The organism is Streptomyces radiopugnans (assembly GCF_900110735.1).
In the GTDB taxonomy this organism is placed as follows: Bacteria; Actinomycetota; Actinomycetes; order Streptomycetales; family Streptomycetaceae; genus Streptomyces; species Streptomyces radiopugnans.
On the sequence record NZ_FOET01000016.1, the window covers coordinates 105753 to 120037 of the forward strand.

The window sequence follows — 14285 nt, forward strand, 5'->3', positions numbered from 1 at the left end:
GCACGGGTGGCGGGCACCGCCGCGCGGCACACAGTAAGGACTTCAAGCGTCCATGCTTTGTCACGGGAGAGGAGAAAGTTCGTGCCGTGGGCGCGGCGGGACGCGAAGTGAGGGGCGGTCAGGGGTCTTCGGGTGGGATGGCGGGCAGACGAGTCGCCCTCTCGGGCGGCGGGATTTCCGTGCCGCGGGCATTGCGGACGGCGAGCCTGCCCGACCGTAGGTTCTCAGGCCCCGCCTCTCATCCCTCCCCTGCCCCCGACTCTCGAGGCAGCGCCCCCGAACAGGTGGCCCGCCCGAACTCCCCCGCCGCGGTGGCACCCTGTACGTGCCTGCCGCGTACGGCGACCGCGCAGCGGGCCTTGCCGCCCTGCTCGCCGAGGGTGATGGAGACGACCGCCTGCCGGCCCAGCGGCACCGCGACGGTCTTGCGCCACGGCAGGGTGGCGGCCTCGACGACCACCGCCTTCCCGGACTCGCTGCGGGCCTGGTACGTGATGTCGGCGGTGCCGCTGCCGGTGACTTCGTAGGTCACCGCGGCGGTGGGGACCTTGCGCTCCGGCTTGTCGTCGTCCCCGCCGCTTCCGGCCGTGATCCCGTAGCCGACGAGCGCCGCGCACGCGGCGAGTATCCCTCCGGCGATGAGCAGCCCGGAACGGTCCGGCCGCCGGGACGGGGCCGGGGAGGCGGACATCGGCTCATCAGCCCCGGGCCCGGGCCCGGGCCCCGGCTCCGGCTCCGACTTCAGCTCCGACCCCAACTCCTGCTCCGCCGCCGCCCCCGTCTCTTCCGTGCCCTTCACGGCGATTCCCCCTCCGCACCACGATTTCACCCCGTCCCCGGGCGATGACCGGGGCTTTATACCCGACCCCCACCCCCGTCCGCCACTGTGCGGACAATTCAGACAGCGCAGCGCCAATTTGCCACCAACTGCCCTAACTGTCTAATCAGTTGACACCGCTTCAACCGCCTGAATAAAAATCTCGGCGCCATTCCCTCGGCTTTGTCCGGACACCCCGGAAACACCTTGGGGGCGGCGTTTTCAGCCAGGTTCTATCAGGAAGGTTTGGCGTGAGACCCAGACTGGGAAGGGCAACGGCCTGCCTGGTGGCGGCAGCGGTGATGAGCACCGCGCTGCCCCAGCTCGCCTACGCCGCACCGGCGTCCGACGGTGACGACGGCAGCGGAGTCGTCGACGCCGTCAAGGGCTGGTTCGGGGACGACGGCGAGGACGGCGGCGAAGACGCCGAACCGCCCTCGCACAACGAGGCCGGGATAGCCGACCGGCAGAAACTGCCCCAGGGCAAGAACGCACCGAAGGTGAAGCGCGTCAAGGAACTGGCCGGGCGGCGCACCGCGAACGCCCGGTTCTGGCAGCTTTCCGACGGACGCGTACAGGCGGAGGTTTCGGCCACCCCCACCGCTTACCGTTCCGGGAAATCGTGGAAGGACATCGACCCCACGGTCGAGGAAAGCGGCCGCAAGGGATTCGAGTTCGCCAACACCAGCAACGCGACGCGGAGCTGGTTCGGCTCGGACGCGGAGCGCCTGCTGCGGGTGGAGTCCGCGGACGGGCACGCCGTGACGGTCGGTCTGCCCGGGGCCGCGGAGTTGGCGCCGGTGGCCGAGGGCGACACCGTCACCTACCGCGACGCGCTCCACGGCGCCGATCTGTCGTACCAGGTCGGTCCGGGCCGGGTGAAGGAGAACATCGTCCTGGCCGAGGCTCCGGACGGGCCGGTGACCTTCACTTTCACGCTGGACACCGACGGTCTGACGCCGAAGGCGCGCAAGGACGGCTCGATCGCCTTCTACGGTGAGTCGGCCGATCCGGTGCTGGTGATGCCCGCGGCGTTCATGACGGACGCGGCGAAGGACCGCGAGTCGCCCTACGGCACCGGCTACAGCACCAAGGTCGCCCAGAAGCTCACCAGGGACGGCTCGTCCTGGAAGCTGGCCGTGACGCCGGACGCCAAGTGGCTGGCGGCCAAGGAGCGGCGGTATCCGGTCACCATCGACCCGACGATCTCCATCGCCCCGACGCCGTCCACGGCGCAGGACGTGATGATCTCGTCGGACGGTCCGGCGTCGAACTACGACGACAACTGGCGCCTGTCGGTCGGCAACACCTCCACGGGCAGCTCCCGCGCCCTGCTGCGCTTTCCCATCGGCAGCATCCCGGCCGGGACGAAGCTGGACTCGGCCGATCTGCGGCTGTACTACGACCAGACCCACACCACCGGCACCACCGAGGTGCAGCTGGAGGCGCACCGCGCCACCGGCGCCTGGTCGGAGTCCAGCGCGACCTGGAACAACGCCAGCGGTCTGACCGGTGAGCTGTCGGGCACGTCGGTGCTGGTCGACGACGGTGACCTGGGCACCACGGCCGCGAAGGGCTCCTGGCCCGTCTCGGGGAACACGGCGTACACGCAGTACGCGACCAACCAGGACTACCGCTACAACAAGGACACCGTCGCCGCCGACACCTACACCTGGCAGCCCAGCCTGCCGGAGGACGGCGAGTACCAGGTCGAGGCGCACTACGTGCCCGCCGCCGACCGTGCCACCAGCGCCCCCTACACGGTCACCTACGACGGCGGCTCCAAGACGTACACCGTCGACCAGTCGGCGGGTACCGCTGGCGTGTGGAAGACCCTGGGCACGCACCGCTTCAAGGCGGGCACCGTGGGCAAGGTCGTCCTCGGTGACGGACCGGCGTCCGCCAGCACCGCGGTGATCGCGGACTCGGTGCGGTTCACCAAGGGCGGGGTGGTCACCAAGCAGCCCTCGCAGGTGAACACCTGGCACTCGTTCCCGGTGACGAGGACGGTCCAGCAGTGGATCGACGGCACCCACGACAACCACGGGTTCGTGGTCAAGGCGGGCGACGAGTCCGCCGACGGCCCCAAGGGCGGCCCCCGCTACGAGGGCAGCGAGTTCGCCTACAACGGGGAGACGGCCAACTACCCGCGCCTGGTCCTCACCTACGGCCGGCCCGGCGTCGAGCTGGACCCGCCGACGACGATCCACGACACCGGCGCGGAGCTGAAGTGGTCGGCCTACACCGACCCGTCCACGGCCACCACCGCTGACGACATCGTCGAGTACCAGGTCCACCGCTCGGTGTTCCAGACGTTCACCCCGTCCGCCGCGACCCTGGTCGCGCCCGTGGCCTCGAACACCACCTCCTACACGGACACCTCCGCCACCCCGACCGCGGCCGACAGCTCGGACCCGTTCGGGCGGGCGTACTACTACATGGTCGCCGTCAAGACCAAGGACGGCCGGGTCACCGCGGCGCCGACCCGGCTGGTGCGGCTGCCGAAGGCGGGCCGTACCACAAAGGTCTTCGAGGCGGCGCAGGACACCACGCTGTCCTCGACGGAGTCGACCATCCCGCACGACACGCTCACCGACGGCGTGCCGCAGAACTGGCTCGCGGTCGGCAACAACTCCCCCACCTACGGCACCACCCGGGCGGCGCTGAAGTTCCCCGACCTCGGCCTGCCGACGTCCGCGCGGGTCCTGGACGCCACCTTGCGGCTGTGGGGCACGCAGACCACCACCGGGGCCTCCGGCGCGGTGTACGAGATGCGTCCGCTGACCCGTGACTTCGACGAGGCCACGGCCACCTGGACCAAGGCCAACGCCACCACCAACTGGACCACCCCCGGTGGTGACGCCGGCGCCGCGCTCGCCGACACCGTCCCGGCGATGAGCAACGACCCCTCCCGCCGCGACTGGAACGCCACCAGCCTGGTCCAGGACTGGGTGCGCAACCCCGGCACCGGGCAGGGCGTGCTGGTGAAGATGCGGGACGAGTCGGTCCAGCAGGAGCGGACCGTCTTCCTCTCCTCCGAGGCGGGCGAGAAGCGGCTGCGCCCGCGCATGGTGGTCACCTACGTCGACGCGACCACCGCCTCCACCTACCACGCGCCGAAGACCCCGGCGCGGATGACCCCGAACTCGGAGTACTCGGTCGAGTTCACCCTCACCAACACCACCGACACCACCTGGAAGGCCGCCGACCGGGCGCTGTCCTACACCTGGGCGCTGCCCGACGGCACCGACGCCACCACCGGCGGCAACCAGGTCCGCACGGCCCTGCCCAAGGACGTCGTCCCCGGTGACACCGTCACCCTCCAGGCGCGGGTGAAGACCCCGATCAACAGCGACTCGGGCAACAAGCGCAACGACTACGTCCTGACCTGGGACCTCCTCAACACCACCACCGGCGCCTGGCTCTCCGCCGGGACCGGCGGCATCCCCGGCCTGAAGCAGAACATCGCGGTCGAGGACCCCACCTCCAACACGCTGGGCCTGGAGAAGTTCTACGCCTACACCGGCAAGAACACCGGCGCCGGGTCCACGGTGATGAACAACCTGGCCGCGGGCAACAGCGTCTGGTCCTACAACGCGTTCTCCAACCCCGGTCGCGGTCTGACGACGTTCGCCAGGTTCGCGTACAACTCGCTCGACACCTCCGACACGGTGACCGGAGCGGGCTGGTCCGCCCAGTTCGCCGGACCCATCCGGCTCGGCGCGCCGCTGGACTTCCACCCCAACCCGCACCCGACCGAGGTCCGCCTGCCGGACGGTGACGGCACCACGCACGTCTTCCGCAAGCGGGACGACGGCACCTGGAAGGCGCCCGCGGGCGTCCACTACCGCCTCACCGCCAAGCCGGGCCTGGACTGCACCCCGGACAAGGACCCGATCCCGGACGCCTGGACGCTGCTGCGTCCGGACGGCACCCGCTTCCTCTTCGGCTGCGACGGCTATCTGACGTCGGTCGTCGACAAGAACGGCAACACGCAGACGTACACGTACGAGGAGCGCAAGTCCAACAACAAGCCGACGAAGTTCCTCACCTACATCACGGACCCGGCAGGCCGTCAGTCGCTGACCGTCGACTACTACCGCAAGGGCGACGCGTCGTACGACTACATCGACGACACCGGCGCCAGGGTCACCGGCTCCAACCTGACCAACTCCAAGATCTACGACCACGTCAAGTCCATCAAGGACATCTCGGGCCGGAAGATCTCCTTCTACTACACCGACAAGGGCCTGCTCGGGCAGTTCACCGACGGTGACGGCTCCGCGCAGCCCAAGGTCTTCAAGTTCACCTACGACGCCACCCAGGGCAACAAGAACGTCAAGCTGGTCAAGGCCACCGACCCGCGCGGCAACGCCACCCGGCTGACGCACTACTCCCCGCAGGCCGGCGACGACCCGAAGTACCACTGGTGGACGAAGACGATCAACGACCGGCTCGGCGGTGACACTGGGTTCGCGTACGCGGCGAACACGGCGAACACCAAGTTCACGGACACCACCGTCACCGACGCCGAGGCGCACGCGACGAAGTACGTCACCGACGACTTCGCCCGGCCGGTGCGGACGGTCAACGCCAAGTCGCAGAAGATCGACCTGAGCTGGGACGCGGACAACAACGTCACTCTCCTGACGGAGGACAACGGCGCCAAGACCGCGTTCTGCTACGACCAGAAGACCGGCTACCCGCTGTGGAAGCTGGACGCGGAGTCCATCAAGGAGAACGGCAACACACCCCCGGACCCGGCGACCACCTGCGGCACCGGCACCGGCTCGTACCCGGCGCACGCGGCGAAGTTCGAGTACGCCACCCGCGCCGACGGTTTCGCCGCGGACCTGTTCCGCAAGACGTCCCCGCTGGGCCACTCCTGGCAGTTCGGGTACGACACTTTCGGCAACCTGAAGACGGTCACCGACCCCAAGGGCGTCGCCACCGCGACCGCCGGGGACTACACCACGTCGTACGAGTACGACGGGTACGGCCAGCTGACCCGGGCGACCGACGCCAACGGCAACCCGACGACCAACAGCGAGTTCGGTCCGACCGGTTACCCGGCGAAGATCACCGACGCGCTCGACAAGACCACGTCGTACGTGTACGACGAGCGCGGCCAGGTCACCGAGGTCGTCGACGCCCTGGGCAAGAAGACCACGCAGACCTACGACACCTACGGGCGTCCGCTGGTCAGCACGGTGCCCAAGGACCAGGACGCCGGGATTCTGATCACCACTCCGGCGCCGAAGTACGACCCGAACGACAACGTCCTGGAGACCACCGCGCCGCACGGGGCGGTGTCGAAGGCGTCGTACGACGCCGCGGACCAGGTCACCTCGGCCACGGCTCCCGCCAACAACCAGTCGGTGCCGCGGGTGACGACGTACACCTACGACAAGGTCGGCAACCTCAAGACGACGACCGAGCCGAAGGGCAACGTCGCCGGTGCGGTGGCGGGCTCGTACACCACGACCAACCACTACAACGAGATTTACCAGCTCACCTCCGTGGTCAACGCGGGCGGGGACCGGATCTCGTACGTCTACGACAGCGTCGGCAACGTCGTCACGGTCATCGACCCGAAGAAGAACGCGACCGCGGACCCCGGCGACTTCACCTCCAAGACGGCGTACGACTGGAACCACCGCATCACCACGGTGACCGACGCGGCGGGGAAGTCCACGAAGCGGTCCTACGACAAGGACTCGCGGGTCGTCTCCTCCACGGACGCGGAGAACAACACCTCCACCGTCACCTACGACGAGCGCGGCAAGACCACCGAGGTCAAGATCCCGCACTCGGGCACCTCGCCGATCACGTACCGGATCACGAAGTACGAGTACGACGAGGTCGGCAACACCACCAAGGTGCTGACCCCGCGGGCCACCGCGGCCGGGACGTCGGAGGCGTTCGCCCAGCGCACCGAGTACGACGCGCTGAACCGCCCGGTCAAGCAGTACCAGCCCTACGATCCGGCGGACGCCCGCTACAACGACCCCAACGTCTACACCGAAACGGTCTACGACGCGGTCGGCCAGGTCAAGAAGACCTCCATGCCCCCGTCCGAGGGGCAGACGGTCCGCAATGACACCACGTTCACCTACTTCGACAACGGGTGGGCGAAGTCGGCCACCGATCCCTGGGACATCGTCACCACCTACGACTACAACGACCTCGGCCAGCAGACCAAGCGCACGCTGACGTCCGCCGGTGGCGACGCCGACCGCACCATGACGTGGGCCTACTACCCCAACGGGGCGCTCAAGTCGAAGTCGGACGACGGTGTCCCGGTCGGCAAGCACGTCGTGCTCGTCGACAACTCCGACACCCAGAACACCGCCGCCACCGGCACCTGGACGAAGGGGGACAGCACCGGTCAGCAGGGCTACGACCACCGCACCCACGCGGCGGGCACCGGCACCGACGCCTTCACCTGGAAGCTCAACATCCCCCAGGACGGCACGTACACCGCGTACGTGAAGTACCCGAAGGTGACGGGCGCGGCCACCGCGGCGAAGTACACGCTGACCCACGGCACCACCACCGAGCCGTCGGTGACCCGGGACCAGTCCGCGAACCCCGGCACCTGGGTGTCGCTGGGCTCCTACAGCCTCAAGCAGGGCGCGGACGCGGAGCTGAAGCTGGAGCAGAGCGGTGGCGGCGTCGTGGTCGCCGACGCGGTGAAGCTGGTCCGCGACACCCGCGGCGAGACCGACAACGAGAAGCACACCTTCACCTACGGCTATGACGTCAACGGCAATCTGACGTCGATCGACGACACCTCGCCAGACGCCAAGGCGGTCACGTACTCCGTGGCCCACGACGCGCTCAACCAGGTGAAGTCGGTCACCGAGGCGCTGACCGACCAGCGGACGAAGACCACGGCGTTCACCTATGACGCCAACGGCCGGCTGGAGACGGTCACGCACCCCGACCAGTTCTCCAAGTACACCTACGACCTGCGGGAACTGGTCAAGACGGTCTCCGTCGGCAAGTCGGCGACGGACACCGACCCGAAGGTGTCGTCGTACACCTACACCGACCGCGGTCTGAAGCTGAGGGAGACCAAGGCCAACGGCAACACCGTCGACTACACGTACTACCTCGACGGCGCCGTGAAGAGCACGGTGGAGAAGAAGGCGGACGGCAACACGCTGGTCGCCTCGCACACCTACGCCTACGACCCGAACGGCAACAAGGCGCGGGACACCGCGAAGAAGATGAACGCCGACAACCACGCGGCGTACCTCGAATCCACCACGGACTACACCTACGACCCGGCCGACCGGCTGGCGAAGTCGGTGAAGACCGGCAACGGCGCGGGCACCGAGACCTACGTCCACGACGACAACTCCAACGTCGTCAGCCAGTCGGTCCGGGGCACGTCGACGACGTTCGTCTACGACCGCAACCGGCTGCTGACCTCGACCACGGGCGGGGCGACCTCCCGGTTCAACTACGACCCGTTCGGGCGCCAGGAGTCGGTCCTCGCCGGTGGCGAGATCGTCTCGCGGAACGTGTACGACGGCTTCGACCACGTCGTGGAGTCCCAGCAGCGGGGCGCCGACGGCGCGATGAAGTCGACCACGTACGCCTTCGACCCGCTGGACCGCACCACCTCGAAGACGGTGGACGGCAAGACCACCGACTTCTCCTACCTGGGGCTGTCCGGTGAGGTACTGGACGAGCGGGTCGCAGGTGAGCTGACCAAGTCGTACCAGTACAGCCCGTGGGGCGAGCGGCTGTCGCAGGTCAAGCACCACTCCAACGGCACGACCGAGGACGGCTTCTACGGCTACAACGGCCACACCGACGTCGAGACCGTCACCGACAGCGACGGCGACACCAAGGCGACGTACGGCTACACGGCCTACGGCAAGGACGACGAGTCCGAGTTCACCGGCATCGACAAGCCCGACGCCACCGACCCGACGAAGGAGGAGTACAACCCCTACCGCTTCAACGCCAAGCGGTGGGACGCCCAGTCCGGCACCTACGACATGGGCTTCCGCAACTACGACCCGGGGCTGAACCGCTTCACCACGCGGGACATGTACAACGGCGCCCTCGCCGACATGTCCCTGGGCGCGGACCCGTACACCGGCAACCGGTACGCCTTCACCGGCGGCAACCCGGTCAGCAGCGTCGAGCTGGACGGTCACTTCGCCATCGCGATCCCCATCGCGGCGGTCGTGGTCGTCGCGGTGGTGGCGGCGGTCGCCACCGACGAGGTGGTGTCCGAGGTGCAGGGGCGGCCCAGCTTCCTGGACAGCCTCGGTGACGCCCTCACCTCCACGGCCGAGGGCATCCGCGACGCCGTGAACCGCACGAGGCAGGAGGAGCCCGAGCCCACTCCCACTCCGAGGCCCGCGCCCCGGCCGACACCTGACAACGGCAGCCGGGGCAAGTGCGGGGGCGGCTGGGTCGAGCACGGTGACCTGGACGCGGCGAACGGCAACCGGGCCACGGGCGTACGGGCCTGTCTCACGGAGGGCTATCTGGCGGCGAACCCGGGGACGAAGACGAACGTCTCCGTCGTCGCGCCTCCCGGCTACCGGTGGGCGCAGCGCACCGCGGGCTGGCTCGGTGCCCACCCGGTGGACCAGAACATCAACGCCTGTCACCTCCTCGGCAAGCAGCTGTCCGGTTCCGGCACCCAGCTGGAGAACCTGGCCACCTGCGCGCGGGGGGCGAACGCCCCGCAGGACGGCGCCCAGCAGGGCACCAACAACATGCAGAACTACGAGAACCAGGTCAGGGAAGCCGTCGCGGCGGGCCAGGACGTCTACTACACGGTGACGCCTCGCTACAGTGGCCGCCGGACGGTGCCGACGGGCTTCACGCTCAGTGCCTACGGGACAAACCCCGACGGCACGCCGGGACTCGTCATCCCGCCCGTCTTCATCACCAACACGCTGGCGGGCCGGAACCTCGGCATGTTCAACGACCCGAACACGGGTCGGCAGGTTCCCACCGGGAGCACGCCGTGACCGGAGCCCGTGAAGGAGGAGCACGTGACTGAAACGCCCGAGTGGCAGGCGCTCCAGCAACTCATGCCACCCGCGCTCGAACCGGACCTCACGGTCGACTGGGACCGGATGCGGGAGTCGTGGGGTACGGAGTTCCCCGCCGACTACCGGCGGTTCATGGAGGTGTACGGGCCGGGGACGGTCCAGAGCTATCTGGTCGTCCAGGACCCGGAGCCCCGGGGCGCACCCCGGCGCTCGCAGTTCGGCGGCATGCAGCACGAGACGGCCAACGCCGAGCAGGCCTGGGCCGTCGCGGCGAAGTCGCCGGAGCTGGCGGGGTCGAGCCCACGGCTGATCGCCTGGGGCGCGGACTCCAGCGCGGACATCCTGTGCTGGGACGCCTCCGGTACGGACCCCGACGCCTGGCCGGTGCTGGTGCTGGACCGGGACGAGGGTCTGTGGAGCCGTTACGACTGCGGCATGGTGGGGTTCCTCACCCGGTTGCTGCGCGCGGAGTTCGACGAGTGCCCGCTCGGCGACCTCTCGTTGTGGGGAAGGGGCTCGGCGGTCTTCCTCACGGTGAGCGAGTACCAGCGGCGGCTGGAGCAGGGGCTCGATCCGTGGACGGGCAAGCCTGATCCGTACGCCGGATCGTACGGCCGCTGACCGAGCCACCGCCCTGAAGAAGACGGGACGCTTCGAAACATTCGAAGCGTCCCGTCGGCGTTTTGATCAGGCTCTTGTCCACTACTTCTTCAGCGGACAACCAACGTGCGATCCGCCAGGACGGCCTCAAGGACCCCGTCTTCAAGAAGTCGACCGCGGACGCCGACGTGGACCGGCTGATCCGCAACACCTACAAGGTGCTGCTGACACGCGGGATGGTCGGCACGATCGTCTACTCGACGGACCCGGAGACGAGGGAGAAGCTGCGGGAGCTGGCGGGCGGGGTGGAACGGGAACTCGCCACGGCCTGACACGGGCCCCGGCCACGGCGCCGGAGAGGCCGCACAACGTGCGGAGCCGAGACGCGCAGAGCCGAGACGAGCCCGGGCAGGACGGCGGCGGCGCCGTGGGCGTCGGCGGCACCCGCCAGAGGTATTGACGTCGCCCACCGGTTCCCTATCATTCAGGTTGCTCGACACTCCGATCGTTGTTCGATATTACGAACACACCGGAGTCGTTTCATCGCACAGCAGGGCATCTCCGGGTCACACCCCCGAACGCCGAGCCGCAAGGAGCCTGCCGCATGCGTATGCCATGGCCTCATGAGTCCTCATCCGGTCGCCGCGCGCCGGCGAACGCCACCGGCCTCGCCGTCGGCGCGGTCCCCAAGCCGGGGTGGGAGTGGAACCACAACCCGGACAGCACCAAGTGGTCGGCGGGCTGACCATGGACGGCGACTGGAACACCACCGGCACCGGCCGCGAACTCGCGAGCGCGGACATCCGCCCCGGCGCGGCACGTCCGGGGACCTTCTCCTGCAACACCGACGGCACCACGTTCACCCGGCTCGGGCCCGACTGCCCGATGGGCAACGACCGGCGGTTCTTCACGGGACACCGGTTCGCCCTCTTCAACCACGTCACCCGGGCGCTCGGCGGTTCGGTCCGCGTCACGGGGTTCGAGCCGTCCGCGCTCTGAGCCGGGCCGATACCGGCCGACCGCCCACCGCGCCCGGCCGTACTGGGAGAAGCATGAACCCGCTCCAGCGCTTCGGGCGTCACCGAGTCCCGGTCCCGGTCCCGCCGACCGTGACGACGCCCGGGACCGCGACGGGCTCACCCGGCGCCGTCCGGGCCTCCGCCCCGGACGCCCATGCGGTCCGAAGGCGCCGGGCGCCACCGGTCTTCCGGAAGGCAGCGAAGGACCGGCAAGCCACAAGCGGTCCGCCGCGGTGCCCGCGGACCGCCGCACACCTCACCACCCCGACAGTCCGGGCAACCTCTGACGAGGCCGACCGGAACCGCCCACTCAAGGTTGGGAAAGTCCCCATGCACAGAGGAAGTTCCATCCGCAGGCATCCGTCCGCGGTGCTGGCCGCCGTGGTCGCGGCCCTGGCCGCGCTGGCGGCGGTGCTCGTCGCCCCATCTGCGCAGGCGGCCACCAGCGGCGCCTTACGCGGCGTCGGCTCGAACCGGTGTCTCGACGTGTCGGGCGCCGGCCAGGCCGACGGCACGCAACTGCAGATCTACGACTGCTGGGGCGGGGCCAACCAGCAGTGGACGCTGACGGACGACAACCGGCTGACCGTGTACGGCGACAAGTGCCTGGACGTTCCGAACCACGCCACCACGGCCGGTACCCGGGTGCAGATCTGGACCTGTTCGGGCGGCGCGAACCAGCAGTGGCGGGTGAACTCCGACGGCACGATCGTCGGCGTGCAGTCCGGGCTGTGCCTGGAGGCCGCGGGCGCGGGGACGGCCAACGGCACGGCGGTGCAGATCTGGACGTGCAACGGCGGCAGCAACCAGAAGTGGACGGGCCTGTCCGGTACGCCGCCGACGGACGGCGCGTGCTCCCTCCCCTCGACGTACCGCTGGACGTCGACGGGCGCGCTGGCGCAACCGGCGCACGGGTGGGCCGCGGTGAAGGACTTCACCGCCGTCAAGCACAACGGCAGGCACCTGGTCTACGCGACGAACTACTCGGGAACGTCGTACGGCTCGATGATGTTCAGCCCCTTCACGAACTGGTCGGACATGGCGTCGGCCGGCCAGACCGGGATGAACCAGGCCGCGGTGGCGCCCACGCTGTTCTACTTCGCGCCCAAGAACATCTGGGTGCTGGCGTACCAGTGGGGTCAGTGGCCCTTCATCTACCGCACGTCGAGCGACCCCACCAACCCCAACGGCTGGTCCTCCCCGCAGCCGCTGTTCACCGGGAGCATCTCCGGCTCCGACACCGGCCCGATCGACCAGACCCTGATCGCCGACGACCGGAACATCTACCTGTTCTTCGCCGGTGACAACGGCAAGATCTACCGGGCGAGCATGCCGATCGGGAACTTCCCGGGCAACTTCGGCTCGTCGTACACGACGATCATGAGCGACACGAAGGCCAACCTGTTCGAGGGCGTACAGGTCTACAAGGTCAAGGGCCAGAACCAGTACCTCATGATCGTCGAGGCGATGGGCGCGAACGGGCGCTACTTCCGCTCCTTCACGGCCTCCAGCCTGAGCGGCTCGTGGACCCCGCAGGCCGCCAGTGAGAGCAATCCCTTCGCGGGCAAGGCCAACAGCGGCGCCACCTGGACCAACGACATCAGCCACGGTGACCTGGTCCGCGACAACCCCGACCAGACCATGACCATCGACCCCTGCAACCTGCAGTTCCTCTACCAGGGCAAGGACCCGGGCGCGGGCGGCGACTACAACCGGCTGCCGTGGCGGCCGGGTGTCCTCACCCTGCGGCGCTGACCTTCCGGATCCCGGGTCGCGGGTCACGGTTCCCCGTGACCGTGATGTGGTGCGGTCCGCGGGCGTGCGGACGAGCCGTCCACGGCGCGGGTGACTCCACCCGCTGACCGGCGCCCACCGCATCGAGGAACCCCGGCCGCGCGGCGGCCGGGGTTCCTCTCGCCTCCGATACCGCCGCCGCGGCCCGCCCGCCCGCACCGCGGCGCTCCGGACCGTCCACCGCACCCCCGGCGAGGGCATCGACTTCGCCGGCACCGCGGACGCGCACTCCGCGGCGCGCTCCCGGACCCGCTTCTACACGGGGAGTCCCGCCGGCCGGCGCATGCTCGACGCTGCCGAACAGCTCGCCGTCCCGGCGGCGACGACGCGAGTCGGACCGGCGGTTCACGGCCCGGGCCGGCGAGGACGGTCTCTCACGCTTCCGGCGCGAACCCACCGTTCGGCCCGGAGGGGGCGCGTTCACGGAGGGGCAGTGGTCCTCGCCCGAACTCTCCCGGACCGTCACGCGCGCATCTGTCATGCTGCTCCACCAGGGCATCACCATCCGGGGGGATCGTGTCCGACGCGTCCAGGCCCAAGCCCGCGCTCAAGCGCTGTGTCGTATGCCGCCTGCCGGTGGCCGGGAAGAAGCTCGTGCTCACCACGGCCGGACAGCCGGCGCACCGCGCCTGCCGGCCGGCCACGGGCCGCTCGCCGTCCCGTTCGGCGGCTCCGTCCGGTCCCGTCCGGGCACCGAAGGACATCAGCCGCGCCGAACTCCTCAGGAGGATCGAGGCGTTGCGGAAGCGCGACGCGAAAACGAAGCCGGGTGCCGCGAAGGTGCGGCCTGCCCGTCGCCCCAAGCCGCAGGCGGCGTCGCACCGCGGCAAGCGGCCGGTTCCCCCGCCCCAGCCTTACTACGGCGTGGAGATGAAGTTCATCGACGGCCGGTGGGTGCAGATGCACCCGGACTCCGAGTAGCGGCCGCCTGCCGTACCGGCTCGGTCCGGGGCGTGTCCGCAGTGAGCGGGAGGCCGGGGAAACAAGGGTTTTCGCCACAACCGTCCCGGCCGGTGTGCCGCATGCGAG

The 14285-nt window shown here is 69.4% G+C and carries 7 protein-coding genes; 6 read left to right on the forward strand and 1 reads right to left on the reverse strand.

The window, feature by feature from the left end; translation table 11 throughout:
• Positions 1 to 238: 238 nt before the first annotated feature.
• The gene (locus tag BMY40_RS23190; RefSeq protein WP_245770268.1) at positions 239 to 799 is read right to left on the reverse strand and encodes a hypothetical protein; all 561 of its coding nucleotides are present in this window, start codon (positions 797 to 799) and stop codon (positions 239 to 241) included.
• Positions 800 to 1119: 320 nt separating this feature from the next.
• Here BMY40_RS23190 and BMY40_RS23195 point away from each other — a divergent pair, with 320 nt between their 5' ends.
• From BMY40_RS23195 to BMY40_RS23220, 6 genes are all read left to right on the forward strand, one after another.
• On the forward strand, positions 1120 to 9819 hold the full coding sequence (locus BMY40_RS23195) for a golvesin C-terminal-like domain-containing protein (protein ID WP_093662728.1): 8700 nt from the start codon (positions 1120 to 1122) through the stop codon (positions 9817 to 9819).
• A 24-nt stretch (positions 9820 to 9843) separates the two neighbouring features.
• Positions 9844 to 10464: a hypothetical protein gene (locus BMY40_RS23200; protein ID WP_143071806.1), complete on the forward strand. Its 621-nt coding sequence runs from the start codon at positions 9844 to 9846 to the stop codon at positions 10462 to 10464.
• A gap of 62 nt (positions 10465 to 10526) precedes the next feature.
• Complete coding sequence (locus BMY40_RS23205; RefSeq protein WP_281250798.1) at positions 10527 to 10775, forward strand: DNA/RNA helicase domain-containing protein; 249 nt, start codon at positions 10527 to 10529, stop codon at positions 10773 to 10775.
• Between the two features lie 370 nt (positions 10776 to 11145).
• Positions 11146 to 11442, forward strand: coding sequence for a hypothetical protein (locus tag BMY40_RS23210; protein WP_483883294.1), 297 nt, complete (start codon positions 11146 to 11148; stop codon positions 11440 to 11442).
• Positions 11443 to 11792: 350 nt separating this feature from the next.
• Positions 11793 to 13217, forward strand: coding sequence for a non-reducing end alpha-L-arabinofuranosidase family hydrolase (locus tag BMY40_RS23215; RefSeq protein WP_093662730.1), 1425 nt, complete (start codon positions 11793 to 11795; stop codon positions 13215 to 13217).
• A gap of 555 nt (positions 13218 to 13772) precedes the next feature.
• The gene (locus tag BMY40_RS23220; RefSeq protein ID WP_093662731.1) at positions 13773 to 14177 is read left to right on the forward strand and encodes a hypothetical protein; all 405 of its coding nucleotides are present in this window, start codon (positions 13773 to 13775) and stop codon (positions 14175 to 14177) included.
• Positions 14178 to 14285 lie beyond the last annotated feature (108 nt).